The sequence below is a fragment of the Shewanella sp. S23-S33 genome (genome assembly GCF_043359565.1).
Classification (GTDB): Bacteria; Pseudomonadota; Gammaproteobacteria; order Enterobacterales; family Shewanellaceae; genus Shewanella; species Shewanella oncorhynchi.
Genome location: NZ_JBHFFD010000068.1, coordinates 1 through 18,886 on the forward strand (window position 1 = coordinate 1; position 18,886 = coordinate 18,886).

General features: G+C 46.5%; 14 protein-coding genes and 1 pseudogene. 10 read left to right on the forward strand and 5 right to left on the reverse strand.

All coding sequences use genetic code 11. The features are described from left to right. Window positions 1-418: 418 nt before the first annotated feature. Window positions 419-2,407 carry a TonB-dependent receptor domain-containing protein gene (locus ACHA99_RS18475; protein WP_105252636.1) on the reverse strand — a complete coding sequence of 663 codons (1,989 nt, stop codon included), beginning with the start codon at window positions 2,405-2,407 and terminating at the stop codon, window positions 419-421. A gap of 418 nt (window positions 2,408-2,825) precedes the next feature. Between ACHA99_RS18475 and ACHA99_RS18480 the strand changes: the two genes are divergently transcribed. Continuing rightward, the gene (locus ACHA99_RS18480) at window positions 2,826-3,404 is read left to right on the forward strand and encodes a DUF4440 domain-containing protein (RefSeq protein ID WP_393944311.1); all 579 of its coding nucleotides are present in this window, start codon (window positions 2,826-2,828) and stop codon (window positions 3,402-3,404) included. A gap of 33 nt (window positions 3,405-3,437) precedes the next feature. Here ACHA99_RS18480 and ACHA99_RS18485 read toward each other — a convergent pair whose 3' ends face one another. After that, the gene (locus tag ACHA99_RS18485; protein WP_393944313.1) at window positions 3,438-4,085 is read right to left on the reverse strand and encodes a DUF938 domain-containing protein; all 648 of its coding nucleotides are present in this window, start codon (window positions 4,083-4,085) and stop codon (window positions 3,438-3,440) included. Window positions 4,086-4,535: 450 nt separating this feature from the next. Here ACHA99_RS18485 and ACHA99_RS18490 point away from each other — a divergent pair, with 450 nt between their 5' ends. After that, a complete protein-coding gene (locus ACHA99_RS18490; protein ID WP_393944316.1) occupies window positions 4,536-5,825 on the forward strand; it encodes an NAD(P)/FAD-dependent oxidoreductase in 1,290 nt (429 codons plus the stop codon). 45 nt (window positions 5,826-5,870) lie between these two features. Here ACHA99_RS18490 and ACHA99_RS18495 read toward each other — a convergent pair whose 3' ends face one another. Next, on the reverse strand, window positions 5,871-6,749 hold the full coding sequence (locus ACHA99_RS18495) for a LysR family transcriptional regulator (RefSeq protein ID WP_198572287.1): 879 nt from the start codon (window positions 6,747-6,749) through the stop codon (window positions 5,871-5,873). 176 nt (window positions 6,750-6,925) lie between these two features. On the opposite strand from ACHA99_RS18495, the gene ACHA99_RS18500 reads away from it, so the two are divergent. Continuing rightward, a complete protein-coding gene (locus ACHA99_RS18500) occupies window positions 6,926-8,065 on the forward strand; it encodes an S-(hydroxymethyl)glutathione dehydrogenase/class III alcohol dehydrogenase (RefSeq protein WP_025007830.1) in 1,140 nt (379 codons plus the stop codon). Between the two features lie 164 nt (window positions 8,066-8,229). Further along, a complete protein-coding gene (fghA, locus tag ACHA99_RS18505; protein ID WP_131524459.1) occupies window positions 8,230-9,072 on the forward strand; it encodes an S-formylglutathione hydrolase in 843 nt (280 codons plus the stop codon). Window positions 9,073-9,183: 111 nt separating this feature from the next. Here the strand turns inward: fghA and ACHA99_RS18510 are convergent, their stop codons facing one another. After that, window positions 9,184-10,560 (reverse strand): L-serine ammonia-lyase, encoded by a 1,377-nt coding sequence (locus ACHA99_RS18510; protein ID WP_028759794.1) that lies wholly within the window; start codon window positions 10,558-10,560, stop codon window positions 9,184-9,186. Window positions 10,561-10,945: 385 nt separating this feature from the next. Between ACHA99_RS18510 and nagZ the strand changes: the two genes are divergently transcribed. From nagZ to ACHA99_RS18525, 3 genes are all read left to right on the forward strand, one after another. Then, the gene (gene nagZ / locus ACHA99_RS18515) at window positions 10,946-11,974 is read left to right on the forward strand and encodes a beta-N-acetylhexosaminidase (RefSeq protein ID WP_393944321.1); all 1,029 of its coding nucleotides are present in this window, start codon (window positions 10,946-10,948) and stop codon (window positions 11,972-11,974) included. A gap of 79 nt (window positions 11,975-12,053) precedes the next feature. Further along, window positions 12,054-12,593 carry an alpha/beta hydrolase YcfP gene (ycfP, locus tag ACHA99_RS18520; RefSeq protein WP_168827553.1) on the forward strand — a complete coding sequence of 180 codons (540 nt, stop codon included), beginning with the start codon at window positions 12,054-12,056 and terminating at the stop codon, window positions 12,591-12,593. A 183-nt stretch (window positions 12,594-12,776) separates the two neighbouring features. Further along, window positions 12,777-12,905, forward strand: a complete 129-nt coding sequence (locus tag ACHA99_RS18525; protein WP_393944323.1) for a hypothetical protein — start codon at window positions 12,777-12,779, stop codon at window positions 12,903-12,905. Window positions 12,906-12,991: 86 nt separating this feature from the next. Here the strand turns inward: ACHA99_RS18525 and ACHA99_RS18530 are convergent. Beyond that, window positions 12,992-13,418: pseudogene (locus ACHA99_RS18530) on the reverse strand (EAL domain-containing protein); the annotation flags it as partial. 603 nt (window positions 13,419-14,021) lie between these two features. Between ACHA99_RS18530 and ACHA99_RS18535 the strand changes: the two are divergent. The 3 genes from ACHA99_RS18535 (at window position 14,022) to ACHA99_RS18545 (ending at window position 18,849) form a co-directional block, all read left to right on the forward strand. Then, the gene (locus ACHA99_RS18535) at window positions 14,022-16,265 is read left to right on the forward strand and encodes a hypothetical protein (RefSeq protein WP_393944325.1); all 2,244 of its coding nucleotides are present in this window, start codon (window positions 14,022-14,024) and stop codon (window positions 16,263-16,265) included. A gap of 10 nt (window positions 16,266-16,275) precedes the next feature. Further along, window positions 16,276-17,976 (forward strand): hypothetical protein, encoded by a 1,701-nt coding sequence (locus ACHA99_RS18540; RefSeq protein WP_393944327.1) that lies wholly within the window; start codon window positions 16,276-16,278, stop codon window positions 17,974-17,976. Window positions 17,977-18,573: 597 nt separating this feature from the next. After that, window positions 18,574-18,849 carry an acylphosphatase gene (locus tag ACHA99_RS18545; protein WP_028759808.1) on the forward strand — a complete coding sequence of 92 codons (276 nt, stop codon included), beginning with the start codon at window positions 18,574-18,576 and terminating at the stop codon, window positions 18,847-18,849. Window positions 18,850-18,886: the final 37 nt, after the last annotated feature.

Here is an 18,886-nt window from a genome sequence, read left to right on the forward strand (position 1 = left end):
TGATATAAACGGAAAGATAATATTGCTTTTGCTTGGTGCGTAAGTTTAATAATCGAGAATTTTACACCTCAAGCTTTAGCAGTCTTGCGTGTGTATAATAGTTTTTTAATATGACAAAACCTTGATCGTTATCAAAGGTTAACGGGTGAGTTATTTTTTAGCGTTAAAGTATGATCAAGGTTATATTGCGGAATGTAAAAGACTAATGATTTAAATCTGGATTATGTAATTTATATTTTTGATGTTTATTTAAAAATTCTATATTTTAGAAAATATATTGATTTTGCTTTTTCTAGTCGGATGTGTGATATTTATTTTGGTCTTAAAACAATAGGCGAAGCCAAAACGGGCTTCGCCTATGATGTTTAATGTTGAGTAGCAGAGCTATAATTACACATTAATTTCTGGCTTGTAGAGCTTAGAAACTTGCAGTTACCCCAGCATAAATACTGCGACTCTTTTGAATATAATCAAGGTCGGTGGCAACTTGGTCACGTTCAGAATCCGTTAGGTTAGTCACGCCAAGCTTCAGTCTAAACATAGGATTAATTTGATAATTCGCACCTATATCGAGCGAGCCATAACCCTCTGATTTGACATTGGCTCGCAAATACTGCTCGCCAGTATAATGGTAGGCGATAAAGGTGGATAAACCATCGAATGCCTGCCATTGCAGTTTTAGGTTATAGCTGTCGTCCGGTGTTAAGGTAAAAGGCGCGCCATTTTGCTTATCTTCGGCATCGGTTTTACTGTAATTACCGTTTAGGCTGAGATCTTGAGTTAAATTGTACCAAGCTTGTAATTCCCAACCAGTGATCTTAGCTTCGTTCACGTTTTGGTAAGTTAATACTGTACCTGGGACTCTATTCCAAGTTTCGGTGATAATTTTATTTTCTACATCGTTATGGAAGTAGGTGATCGAGCCACCAAAATCCGTGGTTTGATATTGGGTCGATAACTCGTAGTTCACTGAGGTTTCGGGTTGAAGATCAGGATTTCCCGCAACGGTACAGGCGCCACGACAAGCGGGGATAATATAATCGGCTTGGGATTGCGCCATATTTGGCGCTTTAAAGGCTTTGCCGCCACCACCTTTAATGACCCATTCAGAGCTTAAGTTATACACTAAATACAAGCGTGGGCTAAATTCGGTGCCGTACACATCGTGGTGATCGACGCGCCCGCCTAAGGTGATATTGAGTTCGCCTAAGCTAAATTCATCTTGTAGATACAATGCCGATTGGCTGTCGTCTAAGGTGCCATCACCTAAAATATTGCGGCTATTTTCGAGTTGGGTCCAACGGTATTCTGCACCGCTGGTTAACATGTGATCGCCAAGCAGGACAGTGGTTTGACCGTCAAGATTGTGGTTGGTTTGGGTGATATTACCAATCTCGGCGATTAACGCTGAGTCGTCAGTCACCTCAACATTTTCATAGTAATAGCGCAGGCGAGTATCGCCCCAGTTCCAGTGGCCATTATGGGTCAGACCTGAACTTATCCGCTCCGCTTGTTGGTTATTGGTGAGAATCGTGCCGTAGTTATTCCAATCAGACTCGCGTTCATCGTTGGCGTAACTTAAGTCAAATTGCAGATCTTGCTGGTTATCAATCAGCCATTGTAAATTGGCGAGGGCGCTGATTTCATCTCTGTCTTCTAGCGCATCAATAGTGGGTTTTAAGTCCGAGCGCCATGCATCGCGTTTATTGCTGTCGACGATTAAGTTTGCCAGTAATTTATCTTTGATCAGCGCGCCACTGCTGTAGAAATTGTACTTAGTGCTATCGCCACCCTTGCCACTGGTAGGTGCATCGTATTGCACGCCAACGCTGGTTTGCCAGTCCTCCGTTGGTTGACGCAGTATGACGTTAACCACACCGCCTAAAGCTTCTGAGCCGTAGAGGGATGACATAGGCCCACGTACAACTTCGATACGTTCAATGGCAGACATTGGAATAGAGGACAAGTCAAAATCGTTGCCATAACCAGAGGTTAATGCTTCGCGGGAGTTAATGCGGCGGCCATTAATCAAGATTAAAGTGTAATCTGAATCCAAACCTCGCAGGCTGATCTCATTGCGGCCATAGGGCGTGCCTTCGCTGATGTTCACACCCTGTAAATAACGGACTGCGCTAGCGAGATCGTCTATGACTAAAGCTTCAAGTTCACTGCGGTTAATCACGGACACCGAAGCGGGCGCCGAAAGCTCCGAGTGTTTAGTTTGTGTTGCTGTGATCACCATGCGTTCCATTTCTGGAGTGGTATCTTGCGTATTTGCAGCACTAGCCCATGCTGCAGGTAATAACAAACATAAACCAATAGCGCGTGATAGCTGGCTCAACATAGGTGTCTGTGTTGCATGAGATAGATGCGAGGTTTGGCGAGTGCGACGGATAAAGCGGGGCATATCATTCTTCCTTCGGTAATTTTGGCGAATGATAATTATTCTTAATTATAGCTTCAAGCTTGGATGTCTCTCTTTTGTGTAAAGGCAGTGTAAATCTTTAGTGTTTAATAACAGTGTGATAGTCCGTATATTCGACGTGTTGCTCGCTGGCATGGTCATCCTGATTGAGTGCATTGAGCATAAGGTACTGAGTATGACGATCGTCAGATAAATCACTAAAAAATAGTGAGAATAATCAGAAACTATCACCGCACAAAACTGCATAACGTAATATGAAGCTATATCAATATGATTAATATGGATATTTTAACTGGCATAAGCTTTGCTGGCGATGTGACTTTATGTTTCGTGGTGCATTCATGTTTGTGATGTGAATAGTCGCCATACAAAATGTATTGCCAATATTTACGGAGAGAATATGAATCCAGCATTTTATAGCCTAGCCACAGTCACTGTTTTAACTTTGTCACTCACCACTACCGAACCTGCTGTTGCAACAGATGCGCCCGCATTAGCTAAAGTAGCATCAGTTAAAACGGCTGGGGCTCCACAAGCTGACATTGCTCAGCCCGCTGCTGCACTTACAGACACTTTATCTACCCAAATTGCAGCGGTGGATTTTGCTGTGTTCGACAGTTTCAATAAGTGCGCCGTCCCCGCTGAACTAAAGAAACACGCTGACTTTTTCACTGAAGATGTAGAGTTTTACCACGACACGGGTGGCGTGACGTGGAACCGCAAGGACATGATCGCTAATACCGAAAAATATGCCTGTGGCCATTACCGCCGCGAGTTAGTTGCGGGCACGATGAAAGTGTTTCCGGTGAAAGAGTTTGGCGCGATAGAGCAAGGCGTTCATCGTTTTTGCAGCTTTGAAACCGGCAATTGTGAAGGTCTAGCCGACTTTGTGATCGTGTGGCGCAAACAGGACGAACAGTGGAAAGCTACCCGAGTGCTGAGTTATGGGCACAGAACCGCCGAGGCCAAAACGGACTAAACCACTCAACCAAAGCTAGCTTTTAACAAAAAGCTAGTCTCTAACAAAATGCAGTAGTCGATTATTGGCGGGCATAGCCACATCTTGCTTCAGCGTTAAGCCTTGCTCGCTGGCTAAATTGCAAATCCATTCAATATCGCGAATGCCGCTGGCGGGATCCCGCTGTTTTAAAAAGGCATCAAACTGGCGATTGCTGTCACTGCTAAATTCGCCTTGGTAGTTAAAGGGGCCGTAAATACACAGGGTCTTGAGTTGGGGCAGGTACAGACCAAGGCCAATAAAAAACGCTTCAACCATATTTTTGCTCATAATATGCAAAGTGTTGGCGCTGAAAACGGCGTCAATCTCGGGTGTTAAGCCCTCCACCTGCCATGGCACAGTGACATCAAGGATAAGTGGTAAGCGTAGGTTTGCCGCTGCATTGGGTAGCTTGCCTTCATTCATACACCTTGCGGTAATTACCTCAATATATTCAGCTTGATCGCTGGTTTGCCAGATTAAATGGGGAAGATTTGCTGCAAAATACACAGCATGTTGCGCTGTGCCACTGCCGATTTCGAGTACATGTTGGTTGAGTGAGAATGCTTGTGTTAATACTGCTAAAATCGGCGCTTTGTTGTTTTCGCACGCTTGGGAAAACGGCAATTGGACAAGTGGCTGGGTAATTGGCATTAGTGGCATAATGGACTCTAGGTTGCTGAGATAAAAAGAGGATGACGCCGCACAAGCCTATCTTAAACCAGCAAAAAGTATAAGGCTTAAAAGATAAAATGAGCCGCGCCTTAACATTCGGAGTCTCTATCTTAGGTAACTTAATCTTAGGTGCCTTAATTTTAGTGCCTTAATTTTAGGTACCGCCATTTCAGAAGCTTCCATCTCAAGCACCTCCATTTCAGGTTCTTCAAGAAGGAGCCTGCAGTTAGCTCAACTTCCTTTGTCCTGTCCTGCAAATAGTTATCGCAATTCACTGTTGATCTCGATCTCAACTCAGATATACTCACAAATTCTGAACGCTTGTAAAAAATATAAAACAACATCGGTATAATGCCGCGTTAAAACGAGTGTCCAGAACTAAGACTCAACGCTCACTTTCAGCCATCAACAGTTAACTTTCAACATCAAGGAATGACCATGCCAGCAGAGCGTTGCGCCTCCTACTACAATGCCACCATTAACCAAGAGTCGGATTATCCTGCGCTTGAAGGCGACATTCGAGTCGATGTGGCGATTGTCGGTGGCGGTTTTACAGGCGTGGCAACGGCGTTGGAATTATCTGAGAAGGGCTATAAAGTGGCACTTATTGAGGCCAATAAAATTGCGTGGGGCGCGACCGGACGCAACGGTGGGCAGGTGACGGGCAGTTTGTCCGGCGATGTTGCGATGACAAAACAGCTGCGCCGCCAAATTGGCAATGAAGCTGAAGATTATGTGTGGAATTTACGTTGGCGCGGTCATGACATTATTAAAAACCGGGTGGCCAAGTACGGCATAGACTGTGATTTAAAGTTTGGTCATATCCAAACCGCCTACCAGCCAAAGCACATGCAAGAGCTTAGGGCTATGCATAATGAGGCGCAGCGCCGCGGCATGGGTGAATTTATGACGCTGGTATCCGCCGATGAAATGCCTGCCTATTTAGGCTCGCCCTTGTATCACGGCGGCTTAGTCAATCGGCGCAACATGCATTTACACTCTGTTAATCTATGCCTTGGTGAAACCCGCGCCGCAGCAGGTCTTGGGGCGTTAATCTTTGAACACTCACCCGTACTTGATATTGAAGAAGGCGATGTGGCGACTGTTGTCACAGCCAAGGGAAAAGTGCGCGCCAACAGTGTGCTGATCGCCGGTAATGCTTACCATAAACTCGCCCGTCCAAAACTGCGTGGTATGTTATTTCCTGCGTCCTTAGGCAATTGCGCCACTGCGATTCTGCCCGATGATATCGCTTTGCAAATTAATCCGCAGGATTTAGCCGTGTACGATTGCCGCTTTGTACTGGATTACTATCGCCTGACCGCGGATAAACGGCTGATGTTCGGCGGCGGCACTAATTACAGCGGCCGCGATCCTAAAAATGTGGCTGCGGAATTACGGCCTGCAATTGAGCGTACGTTTCCACAATTAAAGGGCGTTAATATCGAATTTGCGTGGGCGGGAATGGCAGGAATTGTGATTAACCGTATCCCGCAGCTCGGCAAAGTGTCGCCTAATGTGTTCTATTGCCAAGGATATTCTGGGCACGGAGTGGCGACATCGCACATTATGGCCGAGATCATGGCCAATGCGATGGACGGGCAATTGCGTGAATTTGATTTGTTTGCCGCCATGCGCCATATCCGCATTCCTTTAAATGAATGGTTCGGCAATCAAGCGCTGGCGTTAGGCATGTTGTATTACACTTTGCGGGAAAACTGGCGCTAGTCTGCGCCGTGTTGTCTGCTACCAATCAATCTGCTCAAACAGTATTTAATCCTGTTCGATGAGTTTTTCGGCAAGGTAATCAACCAATACGCGGATCTTGGCCGACAGGTGGCGGTTTTGCGGATAGAGTGCCCAGATGCCTTCTTTGGCTTCGCGGTGACTGTCAAGGAAGGAGAGTAACCGTCCGGCTTGAATATCTTCTTCAATATAATAATCAGGCAGTTGAACTATCCCTATGCCCTTTAGTGCCGCATCCCTTAATGCGTAGCCGCTGTTACAATTGAGATTGCCACGGACTTTGATATTACGCTCGCGGCCATTTTCCACAAAGCGCCAGTAATTATGATTACCGATCAAACAATTGTGCTGGCTAAGTTCAGATAAGGTATGGGGCTGACCGTATTTTTCCACATAGCTTGGTGAGGCGGCGACATAGTGAGTGCGGCTGCTGAGCGGTTTGGCCATCAGGCTTGAATCGGCAAGTTTTCCGAGGCGAATGGCCAGATCATAACCGCCTTCAATCAAGTCCAAGGTGCGATTGGTCAAGTCGACGCTAAATTCAACGCTGGGATATTGCACCATAAAATCATTGAGTAACGGCATGATAAATTTCTCGCCATAGGCGACGGGCGCCGTGAGCTTGACTAAGCCTTGGGGTGAGTCCTTTAGGTTTGAGATGGCGCGCTCGGCTTCTTCTAACCCCGTTTGTAATTGGCGGCAATGACGATAATAAATCGTGCCTTCTTCGGTTAACGACACTTTGCGGGTAGTGCGGTAAAAGAGTTTTGTGCCAAGGCGATTTTCTAAGGTGCTCACTTGGCGGCTAACGTGGGCGGTGGAGATATTCAGCCGCTGCGCTGCTAGGGTAAAACTTTCGGCCTCAGCCACCGCGACAAATTCAGAAATGCCGTCCCAGAGATACATTGTTGTTACTCAGTAAAAATGAATTGCTTGAATACTAGATTGTCTCTCGCTGAGAAACAAATACAATCCTCCTATTCAGTAGCATCAGTGCAATGGGCGCAAGAATTTGCTTGGCCTGAATTGAATTTATGATACACCAATGACTTACTCCTATTACCTATTCAAGGGACGTAACAATGTCGAACGAAAAACCGCAGTTTATTAAATCAAAGGCCGCTGTTGCTTGGGGACCAGGACAACCACTTAAGATTGAAGAAGTGGATGTGATGTTACCTAAAGCGGGCGAAGTCTTAGTGCGCATTGTGGCTACGGGCGTGTGTCACACGGATGCGTTTACCCTGAGCGGCGACGATCCAGAAGGCGTATTCCCAGCGATTTTAGGCCACGAAGGCGGCGGTATCGTTGAGCAAGTGGGCGAGGGTGTGACCAGTGTACAAGTGGGCGATCATGTGATCCCACTTTATACCCCAGAGTGCGGCGAGTGTAAGTTCTGCCTATCGGGCAAAACTAACCTGTGCCAAAAAATTCGCGCGACCCAAGGTAAAGGCTTAATGCCCGATGGCACCACGCGTTTTTATCTCGATGGCAAGCCTATTTTCCATTACATGGGCTGCTCGACCTTCTCTGAATATACTGTGTTGCCTGAAATCTCATTGGCGAAAGTTAATAAGAGCGCGCCATTAGAAGAAATTTGTCTGTTAGGTTGCGGCGTAACCACCGGTATGGGCGCTGTGATGAACACGGCCAAAGTGGAAGAAGGTGCGACCGTGGCGATTTTTGGCCTCGGCGGTATCGGTTTATCGGCGATTATCGGTGCTACTATGGCCAAAGCCAGTCGCATTATCGCGATTGATATCAACGAGTCTAAATTCGAGTTAGCCAAAAAACTCGGCGCGACCGATTGCATCAATCCTAAATTACTCGATAAGCCCATCCAAGAGGTGATCGTTGAAATGACCGATGGCGGCGTGGATTACTCATTCGAGTGTATCGGCAACGTCAACGTGATGCGCAGCGCCTTAGAGTGTTGCCATAAGGGCTGGGGTGAATCAGTCATCATAGGTGTTGCCGGTGCTGGACAAGAGATTTCAACCCGTCCATTCCAATTGGTGACTGGCCGCGTTTGGCGCGGTTCTGCCTTTGGCGGGGTGAAAGGGCGTTCTGAGCTGCCACACATTGTTGAGCGTTACTTAGCGGGTGAGTTTAAGCTCGATGATTTTATCACTCATACTATGGGGCTTGAGCAAATCAATGAAGCGTTTGAGCTGATGCACCAAGGTAAGAGCATTCGCAGCGTGATCCATTTTGATAAATAAGCGATTTTGCACGCTAAGTTGATGCTTCAGCTTGATGTGACTAACGGGCAGACAGGTGCAAATCTGTCTGCTGTGTTGCCAACGGAGCTGACGATAAGCGCCATGACTAACGCTAAGACTAACGTTATAAATAGCGCTAAAAGATTGAGCTTAAAAGGACTTGTATGACCATAGAAAATATCAGTTGTAACAAGAGTTTTGGCGGTTGGCATAAGCAGTATCGCCATCAATCTCAGTCGTTAAACTGCGAGATGCGCTTTGCCATTTATCTGCCGCCTGAGGCGGTGAATAAACCGGTGCCTGTGCTGTATTGGCTTTCAGGTCTAACCTGTACCGATGAAAACTTTATGCAGAAGGCGGGTGCACAGCGCATGGCAGCGGTACTTGGGATGGCGATTGTCGCCCCTGATACCAGTCCTCGCGGTGACGATGTGCCCGATGCGGCGGATAAGGCTTACGATTTAGGCTTAGGCGCGGGTTTTTACCTCAATGCGACAAAAGCGCCTTGGAATCGTCATTATAAGATGTACGATTACATAGTCCATGAGTTGCCTACCTTGATTGAAGCGCATTTTCCTGTCACTACCCAGCGCGCTATCTCCGGCCATTCAATGGGCGGTCATGGTGCTTTGGTGATTGGTCTGAGTAATCCACACAGATATAGCTCAATTTCGGCTTTTAGCCCGATTTCGAATCCAAGTAATGTACCTTGGGGTATTAAAGCCTTTAGCGAGTACTTAGGTGAAAATCGTGAACATTGGCGGCAGTATGATGCCTGTGAGTTGCTTAAGCTCGCGATTAGCGAAGTGCCAGTACTGATTGACCAAGGTGAAGCTGACAGCTTTTTAGACACCCAATTGATGCCACAATCGCTGGTGGATATCGCCCATACCAAGGGTTATCCCTTGGATGTGCGGATGCAAGCGGGGTACGATCACAGCTACTACTTTATCGCGAGCTTTATTGAAGAGCACCTTAAGTTCCATAGCTTGTACTTTAAGCCTTAAATAGCCGATTCAGCAGTCACGCCGATGCGCTAAAACAAAAATGCCGCAACTTTGTGAGTTGCGGCATTTTTTATGGTGCGATTTAAGCGATTAGTGGGAGTGAACTAACACTCAGCACTCAACAATGTTGACTGCTAGGCCGCCTTTGGCGGTTTCTTTGTATTTGCTGCGCATATCTCTGCCGGTATCCATCATGGTTTTGATCACTTTATCCAGTGAAACCTTATGGTTACCGTCACCGCGTAGGGCCATACGAGAAGCGTTGATCGCTTTAATCGCGCCCATGGCATTACGTTCGATACAAGGCACTTGCACTAGGCCGCCCACAGGATCGCAGGTTAGACCTAAGTTATGTTCCATGCCAATTTCAGCCGCATTTTCAACGTGCTCAACCGTACCGCCCATGATCTCAGTCAGTGCGCCAGCGGCCATAGAACAGGCCACGCCCACTTCACCTTGGCAACCGACTTCGGCGCCCGAAATTGAGGCATTTTTCTTGTACAAAATACCAATTGCAGCGGCAGTTAATAAATAACGTGCGCAGACATCGATATCCACTTCTTGTACGAAGGTATCGTAATAGCATAATACGGCAGGAATAATTCCCGCAGCACCGTTTGTTGGCGCAGTCACGACGCGATCACCGGCCGCATTTTGCTCGTTGACCGACAGGGCGAATAAATCGACCCAATCCATAGCGGTTAATGGATCGACATTGTTACGGCCTTCAGCTTTCAAACGACGGTACAGTGCAGGAGCACGACGACGCAGTTTTAGGCCGCCAGGTAAAATACCTTCCTTCTGATAACCGCGTTCGATACAGGTTTTCATCGTCTGCCAAATATTCCACAGCTTGGCTTTGACTTCATCTTCAGTGGCTAAACTCAGTTCGTTCGCCATCATTAAAGAAGAAATGCTGAGACCTTGCTCGCCGCATAATTCCAGTAAATGAGCCGCACTCACAAAATCAAAAGGTGCCGATTCAATTTGTGAGGCTGGCGATGCATTACGTTGGCTAATTTCATCTTCATCTAAAATAAAGCCGCCACCCACTGAGTAGTAAGTGCGATCAAAAATGCATTCCCCTTTACAGTAGGCGTACAAGGTCATGGCGTTAGCATGTGCAGGTAGCGTTTTGCGTCTGTGATAGGTAATGCCTTGCTCACGGGTAAACTTAACTACTTTGCCACAGTGCAGCGTTAAGGTTTCGTCCTTGGAGACGTGTTCTAAAATACCGTCGATACTGTCAGTGTCCACGGTTTCGGGATCTTCGCCCATTAAGCCTAAAATCACTGCTTTGCCCGTGCCGTGGCCTTTGCCTGTTTGGCCGAGGGAGCCAAAGAGTTCGGCTCTTAATTCATCAATCTGGGTCACGAGTCCTGAGTCAGTCAGGTTTTGCATAAAGATTTTGCCCGCTTTCATTGGGCCGACGGTATGTGAACTCGATGGACCTATGCCGATCTTGAACATGTCAAATACGCTAATCATGATAGAAGTCCTGTTGTGTCTTGTTTATTATTTTAGTCTGAGTGCATGGGATTGCTCGCTCTGCAGATTGAAGCACGCTAATCTTGCGCGTGTACTCTGGTCAGTGGCGGCGTTCTTTCATGCGAAATCTGCTTGTGTGATACTCTAACGCCAGTATCCCATAGATTAGTGTGACAATTCACATTAGTTTTTTTTATTCGTAATAGTTCGGATAAGCTGAACTTAATTGGGACTTTTTTACAGGCCATTTTATGGCCAAGAATACAGGCTTCGATAGCGCTACAAGGGTAGGTGGCTCGCTTTTTTTAGCTTTTTTGTGAGCGTGGACTACTTATGGCTTGAGTGGTTATTTTTTGAGTATTAATGAATATTTTTAGGGAGAAGTATGAGCTATTTAATGTTGGATTTACTGTCGTTGGACGTCAGTGAGGCTGAATCTGAGATGCTACGCCATCCACAGGTCGGTGGTTTAATCCTATTTTCCCGCAATTTTTCGAGCCGTGATCAGTTGATCCGTCTGGTACAACAGATACGCCAAATCCGCCCAGAAATATTAATTGCCGTCGATCATGAGGGTGGCCGAGTACAACGTTTCCGTGATGGCTTTACCATTATTCCCGCCATGGGCGACATTCTCCCCGCAGCAAAGGGTGATCTGGTATTGGCCAAGCGTTGGGCCTGTGAGCTCGGTTTCTTGATGGCAATCGAATTACTGGCTTGCGATATCGACTTAAGTTTCGCGCCCGTATTGGACTTAAACGGCGTGAGCCAAGTCATAGGTAAACGCAGTTTTAGCCCAGAGCCCGCCGAGGTGATTACACTGGCCGAAAGCTTTATTGCTGGCATGGCCGCAGCTGGCATGGGCGCCGTGGGTAAACATTTCCCCGGGCACGGCAGTGTAGTGGCGGATTCGCACTACGAGAAACCCATTGATGATCGCGATGCCGAGGCGATTTTTGCAAAGGATATCCTACCGTTTAAAGAATTGATCGCAAAAGAAAAGTTATTAGGCGTGATGCCCGCGCACGTGGTTTACCCTAAAGTCGACCCTAACTCTGCGGGCTTTTCCGAATACTGGCTAAAACAAGTGCTGCGTAAAGAACTTGGCTTTAACGGGGTGATTTTCTCTGACGATCTCGGCATGCAAGGCGCAGGATTTGCGGGCGATTACCGTGCAAGGGCCAGCGCCGCCTTAGCCGCAGGTTGCGACATGATTTTAGTGTGTAATGATAATGCGGGCGTAATGTCGCTACTCGATGGCTTTACTTGGCCTGCGAGCGCGCCACAGTATCCTGCGAGTTTACTTAAACCCAATGCCGCGCAAACGGCAGCTGCGCTCGATAATACGGCCCGTTGGGAAAATGCCAAGCAGCTTGCCGAGCAAATTTGTTTGGCTCAACAGGCGAAAGTTTGATGTAGCGCAAGGTGTGAGATCACTCTTTTGCTAGGGTTAGTTAATTCACTGTGATTAAAAATGATTAAAAGGCCTTGATATGATTTTCTATCTTCATGGATTTGATGCTACTAGCCCAGGTAATCACGAAAAAATGCGTCAGTTGCAATTTATTGACCCTGATGTGCGTTTGATCAGTTACAGCACCTTGCACCCTAAGCACGACATGCAACACTTGCTTAAGGAAGTCGCTAAGCAAATGCAGCATAGCGACGATCCCGCGCCGTTAATGGTTGGTGTAGGACTCGGCGCTTATTGGGCCGAACGGATTGGATTTTTGAATGGTCTTAAATCTGTGCTGATTAACCCTAATTTGCACCCAGAAAATAATATGCAGGGCAAGATTGACCGCCCAGAAGAATATGCCGACATTGCCAATAAGTGCGTGTCGAAATTTCGTGAAAAGAATACTCACAAGGCCATGTGCATATTTTCTGTGAATGATGAGATGTTCGATAATCAGCAACTCGCCAGTGAATTAAGCGCCTATTATTCGATTGATTGGGATGACGTTCAGCCCCACAAATTCCCCCAACTCGCCGCCCATCTCCCCAAAATAAAAGCCTTTAAGTTGGCTTGATTGATATCGATTGAATAAAAGTATCACTCCTCTTTTTCTATTTAAGAGGGGAGTGGATTTATCTCATCGGCTATTTCGCCTTATGGTTTGGCTTTCGTACTTCATGTGGCGGACGTATGACTGTGACTATTGGGGATAGATTAAGTAGGATTTTAGTGTTGGCTGATATCCCCGCATATAGGCTTGCCATGGTATTTACTCACCGACGCGCTGCTAGTCCATCCTTGGATGCTCGACCGCCCCGTCCATGGGGCGGACGGTCGTCTCGCCAATCACCATGGCTCACCTTTAGTGCATTCACGTAACCTGTAGATTTAAAAGACATACGCAACACACTTTTGGACAAAACCTTGTTAGATAATTGGCTCTTCTTAGCCAGATTCGGATTAGCTATTCTTTAGTAACGTCTTACCGATTTTCAAGTAATCCAATGACATGGTTTGTAACAAAGATAAGGTTGTTTGCCCAGTACCAAAGTCATCGATAGCCATTAAAATCCCCAACTGGCGTAAGCTTTCAATGCGCTGGCGCCACGTTGAACGCAATCCTAAAGCCCGAGTCAACCTTCATATCAGTAAAATCTTTTAATGCCCGCTCAAAAATATAGTTAGTTAATGGAACAATTAATTTGTCCTCTTCGGCAATGGGAATCAACAAATCAGGTCGCACTAGCCCATTTGCGGGTGTTGCCAACGTATTAATGCCTCGACTCCCTTAGCTTTACCGTTCTCGGCACATCACTGGCTGATAAACTAAGAAAAACTCTTCTTTCTCTATTCCACTACAAATGTCATCGGTGAGGGAATGGTGTAGTGGTACGCTAAATTTGGTCACTTAGATAGAGGTGTAATCTGACTTTACTTCCATATTTTTGGAATGACTAAATGTAAGTCAAATTATCCTCTGTGCACTGAGTGATTAATCGGTCATAGCTCACAATGGGGCAATAGCTTTTTAGCTGAACGAACAGCAAGAGGGTTCGTGAGGATTGGCATTGTTGTACCAGTGACCGTTGGCGATATGGGTGCTCTTTCACATCTGACCCATAGGGATATGGGAAATGTCACTATGATGTCGGGAACATCATTGACCATGTGAACGCGGTATTTACACTTCCGTGTGCTGCAGATGTTACCGTCGAGTCCAGAGGGATACTTCTTATTAAATAAAAATCGAAGAGTCACTGGGCATTAATGACAATTAATGCCGCACAGCTAGCTGTTTGCATCTGTTCTTGATGCCGGAATTCGTCATTAAAAACTTGCCTAAGATTGGTATTGCAGTACCTGTGACTATCTAAAAAGGATGCTTTAGTCGCGCACTCAGGTGTCGCGCTGGACAGGCATAAATAGCCAAAGCATTTTATTTACTGGGTATGAAAGGGCATAATGCGGCGCTTACTATTTGTTTGAGATACAAGGAATAACCATGAAGTACTTGGTTAGCGTAGTTGCATGCTGTTTATTATCGGCCTGTTCTTTTGGGGATGCTGATGTTGAGTTTACGCCTGAAAAAGGGGAAGAGCACTCGTATCAGCTGTATAGCACCACTAACATCACTGTAGACAATGGTCAGCGTACCGAAACGGTTAACGCCACGTCACATCAATTGCTGCGTTATAAGGTCCTCGAAACAGGCAAAAACAGTCGGTTTCAAGTGCACGTCGATTATATGAACATGCGCGATGGCCAAGGGAGCGGCGTCAGTAGTAGCCAGCGGGCCGATCGTAATCCAGAAATGCACGCTATTTTCTCGCAGGGGTTTGAATTTTCTTTAAATCTAGACGATGGCAGCATTAAAGAATTCAGTGCATTGAACAAACCTGTATGGCAGGCGCTGTTGGCTGAACGCGGCGCAGAGCTTGAGCAGGAACTGAAAAAGCTCTTTAGCTCATCGGCCTTTCTTAGCACCATACCCGCCAAAGCGGGGGCGGTTGTCGCGCTTCCTACCTATCAAGGCCACCCCAATGCCAAGCTTACTGTATTGCAAGTCACAGATACGCATGTGTTAGCCAAAGTTGAAAGTGGCGGCGATCAAGCCAAAATATACGGTCAGTTGATGTTAGAACGTGAGCGGGGTTGGTTAGCGCAGTTAGCCTTAGTGGCAGAAGCGCCGTTTGAGCGCTACGGCTATAAGGGCACAGTGCGCTGCAACGTTATTATGTTGCCGCAGGAGCGCCAGTTGGGCGATCTGACGCAGTATTTAGGTTTTTATGATTTCCCAGTATTTGAGTATCAAAAACAACCTGACGTTGTGTTGGATAACGTCAATAAGACCTTAACCCAAGATGCTGTATTTGCCTATGATGCGGGCTACTTTTACCAGCAAGATGATTTATTAAAGCTGACTTATCAGTATGACTTTTCAGGTTTTAAACCCGAAGGCGGGTTTAGCTTAACCGATATCACAGCACACAGTGCGGATGGCACAGTGCTGCCGCTGCAATTGAGCAAGGTAGGCAGTTACAGTTATCCAGAACAGGATGGTTTCCATCAGTCTGAGCAGCAGAATTTGCTTATCGGTTGGAATGCGCCGAATGACCTCTTAGCTCAGGTTGCTGAGTTTCGCGCGACGGCCCATTATCGCGGCGCGAAATTAGTCAAACTTAACCTGACCCCCGATCCCAGCAAAACTGTGGCCTTGCAGTATGAAGATATACAGCTGGAACTCTCGCCAATCCCAGATAAACCATTCAGTTATTTGCTGAAATCGCGAGGCAGCACTGACAAATCTTGGTTATACCGACGCTTTGACGGTGCCGAAGGCGCTATGGTGAAATATCTTTCACTGCCGCCCATTGGGCCGGATTGGTTAACCCCGGCAGAGCAAAATATGCTGGCGTTGGCCTCATCGACACAATATGAATCGATCACACAGTTTACCTTTCCCGCAGCGCCGCCCACGCTGACACTCTATGTGAATACTGTGGTTGACAGTGGTGAACTGACTAAGAACATTCGTTTTATTCCGACTCAAGATTACGCGCAAAATGTCGCCTATCCGCCGGCGCAGCAACAACTGCTTTATAGTGATGATATGTATGCGTCCTATGTTAATCAGCCGCAAGTTACTGCACCTGAAGACCCCGCCTTACTTGAGCCGCAAGTCGTGGCCAAATACGGCGTCAGTTTGCTGTTAACTTCCGAGCAGGCAGCAGTGTGCACGCTCAGTGTTGTCGATGCACCTAAGGTCAACGGGCGCATACTGCAATGGACAAACACAAGCACTAACACTAACAACACGGGTTTTGGTGGAGGGCTGGATAAGTTTGTGCTGTACCAACTGACTAGCGCCGATGGGATCCGCCGCAATTTTTACGACATCAATGTTAGCAGCACTTTGGCCTGTACCGGTACGCCCAAATGGCAAGCGCTAGCGTATCAACCCGAGCAAAGCTGGTTGATTGATATCACTCAGTTGCCGAATGTTGATACCCATCAAACCGTGGCCGACTTTATGCGGCGCTATCGTTTTTTAAATGCGCAAAATTTACAGCTAGCTCCTGCGATTCAAGGTGACAGCAGTGATTTTTATCAGCGCCCGTTGCAGCAAGTGTTACGTGAGGAACGCTGGTTTGTACTGGCGGGGCGCGCAGCACAGATAGAGCAGCTGACGATAAGCGGCGAACCGGTCAATAAACAGTGGGTTAATACATTCCCTGCGTTACCTTAAGGAGCAGAATATGAGAGTCTTATTACTATTATCTGCGCTACTTATGTCGTTTAATCTGTCGGCTGAGCGAATTTTACTCGACGAACTATGGCGGCTTAGCGATGTGCCTGGTGAAGCCATTTATTATCAGGAGCAAGCGCCGACAGAGCAAAATGGTGAGTGGCCGCTACAACTCTTTTATCTGGAGACGGATAAACCCGTTTTTAAGGGCGGCGTCAACAGTTCCAATTTAGCCGAGAGTTTTATCGTTGGTGATTTCGAGTTTTTCTACCCCGATGGTCAACTGTCTCGCAAGGGCAGTAGCGATGCACAAGGGCGCTATCAGGGCACGCATCTGCATTATTGGGAAGACGGAGTGCTCTCGGGAGAGTTCCACTACCAGCATGGCCAGTTGCATGGAGATCAGAAAAGTTACCATACTAATGGTCAATTAAGGGAGCTTCAGCATCGTGTGAATGGCGCTGAATTAGGATTATCGCAAAGTTATTTTAACAATGGCCAGTTGCAAACACGCGTAACCTACGGTGCTAACGGTATGGAAGGGCTATATGAAAGCTTTCATAACAATGGTCAGCCGGAGCAAACCGTTAATATGGTGGCGGGAAAAAGAGAAGGCGAGCGACTGTATTGGACAAAAGACGGCTGGTTATACACTAAAGAGTTTTATCTTAAGGGGAAAATACACGGCGAAGTGTTGATTTACCGAGCTGCCGATGTGCTGCAAGAGATTAAACACTATGAGCATGATAAACAGGTGGGAAACCAGCAGCGTTTTGATGAACAAGGGCGGTTAGCAGAGCTGCAAAAGTATGATAAGGATGGTCGTGAAATTCAACATATTACCTATGATAATGCCGGTAACGTTGCGACCCAAACCGACACGCAATACCTCGCTAAAGGTCAGACTAGCACTGAACAGCGCTTCGATTCTACGGGAAAGTTAACTTATCAATATCAGCAAGATACTGCAAAAGACTGGAGCTTACGTCAACGTTTTGATGCAGCAGGTGAGCTGATTGAACGTGATGAACAACTCAAGGGGCGATACGATGGCTTGTATATCGGTGCTGGCTGGAACGGTTATATCAGGCGGATAAACTACCGCAAAGGTCAAATGCACGGTGCATATCGAGAAGATAAGGCCGAGGACGGCGGCTTTGTCATCGGCCAATATCACTTAGGGTTAAAGTCCGGCAAGTGGGTCACAAAAAGCGTGGATACGACGCGCAATGAGCAGTTTAACCAACAAGGTGAGCTGAGTGGTGAACAAACAGAAATCGCAGCCGATGGCACGATAATGCGTCGAGAGTTTTATAAAAACGCTAAGTTACATGGCGCGTATTTACTGCGTGGCTTTGATAAACAACTGCAAGCCCAAGGTCAGTATGTTAACGGTCAGCGCGAAGGCCAATGGCTGCTGCAAGATGAAAGCAGCTACAGTATGGTTAAGCTCTGGCATGGCAACTATAAAGCAGGACACGAAGTGGGTCACTGGCAAGCCTTTTCCGCCAATGGCCATTTATTAGGGCAGGCCCAGTATGATGATCAAGGTCAATTGCAAGGCAAAGGCTATAGTTTTAACGAAGATGGCAGCCTGCTGCAAAGTGATGAGTATCTTGATAATCAACTGCACGGCAGGTCGGTGTACTACTTTAATGGCGAACCCTCATCCGAGTATCGCTATCAAAATGGTCTGATGATAAGCGAGTAGCACTTCATTACCTAACCACACTATCAAGCAAAAACCGGCTAATTAGGTCGGTTTTTTGCTTTTTGCATCTAGTTTGCTTGCCTTGCTTTATCGTCAGGCATACGCGCCGCTTGTCATTAGAGGGGGACTTCTCAACCCCTCGTTTCGTGTTTACTAACTTGCCAGAACAAACACAATCTCAGCGTTAAACGTCAACACGCCTTTATACTTCTTCGGCTATCACAGGGGGTGTTTTTAAACATGAACAATGCAGATGGGTGTACGAGCTGATTTTCAGCTAAAAGCATTATATTCATTCGGGATGGATAGTTTTACTTTTCAAACTCTTGAAAATAATTATTTATTGTGTAAAGTAGCGACCCTTGCTATTTTGTAACAAAATGATACAGAGTTGCTGTTTTATTTGTCCATTTATTGGATATCCCTTTGCGTATGTCGCCCGACACAGCTAGCAGCAGTCTTGTTAGCTGTTTTTTTTGCCTAAATTTAAATATTGTTTGTTTTTTGCTCTACAAATCCATAGGTTAACACTTAGCCTTTGGATAATTGCGGCTATGCTTATTTCTATAACAAGGTTCCGTGAAAAAGGAGCGTGAGATGAAGCGAGTATTAATTAATTTGACGGGAAAAGTGCAAGGTGTTGGTTGCCGTCATGCGACCTTGACTAAGGCCAGAGCCCTTGGTGTGACAGGATATGTAACCAATTGCCGCGATGGCAGTGTTGAAGTACTCGCCCAAGGCAGTGACATTGCTGTTAATGCTTTAATTGCTTGGTGCGAAGTAGGTGTGCCTTGCACTGAGGGATTAACCGTAACGGTAGGAGAAGACGAGGCTGATGATATCTACCTCGATTTCTCCATCGTTCAGTCTTAATTTAAACGTACCATGTTAACTTAACTGCATCGTTTTA

Coding starts and splice junctions, on each gene's coding strand:
- fghA (WP_131524459.1), top strand. CDS start 8,230: ATGACCATAGAAAATATCAGTTGTAACAAGAGTTTTGGCGGTTGGCAT.
- ACHA99_RS18495 (WP_198572287.1), bottom strand. CDS start 6,749: ATGTATCTCTGGGACGGCATTTCTGAATTTGTCGCGGTGGCTGAGGCC.
- ACHA99_RS18510 (WP_028759794.1), bottom strand. CDS start 10,560: ATGATTAGCGTATTTGACATGTTCAAGATCGGCATAGGTCCATCGAGT.
- ACHA99_RS18540 (WP_393944327.1), top strand. CDS start 16,276: ATGAGAGTCTTATTACTATTATCTGCGCTACTTATGTCGTTTAATCTG.
- ACHA99_RS18490 (WP_393944316.1), top strand. CDS start 4,536: ATGCCAGCAGAGCGTTGCGCCTCCTACTACAATGCCACCATTAACCAA.
- ACHA99_RS18500 (WP_025007830.1), top strand. CDS start 6,926: ATGTCGAACGAAAAACCGCAGTTTATTAAATCAAAGGCCGCTGTTGCT.
- ycfP (WP_168827553.1), top strand. CDS start 12,054: ATGATTTTCTATCTTCATGGATTTGATGCTACTAGCCCAGGTAATCAC.
- ACHA99_RS18485 (WP_393944313.1), bottom strand. CDS start 4,085: ATGCCACTAATGCCAATTACCCAGCCACTTGTCCAATTGCCGTTTTCC.
- ACHA99_RS18480 (WP_393944311.1), top strand. CDS start 2,826: ATGAATCCAGCATTTTATAGCCTAGCCACAGTCACTGTTTTAACTTTG.
- ACHA99_RS18535 (WP_393944325.1), top strand. CDS start 14,022: ATGAAGTACTTGGTTAGCGTAGTTGCATGCTGTTTATTATCGGCCTGT.
- ACHA99_RS18475 (WP_105252636.1), bottom strand. CDS start 2,407: ATGCCCCGCTTTATCCGTCGCACTCGCCAAACCTCGCATCTATCTCAT.
- ACHA99_RS18545 (WP_028759808.1), top strand. CDS start 18,574: ATGAAGCGAGTATTAATTAATTTGACGGGAAAAGTGCAAGGTGTTGGT.
- nagZ (WP_393944321.1), top strand. CDS start 10,946: ATGAGCTATTTAATGTTGGATTTACTGTCGTTGGACGTCAGTGAGGCT.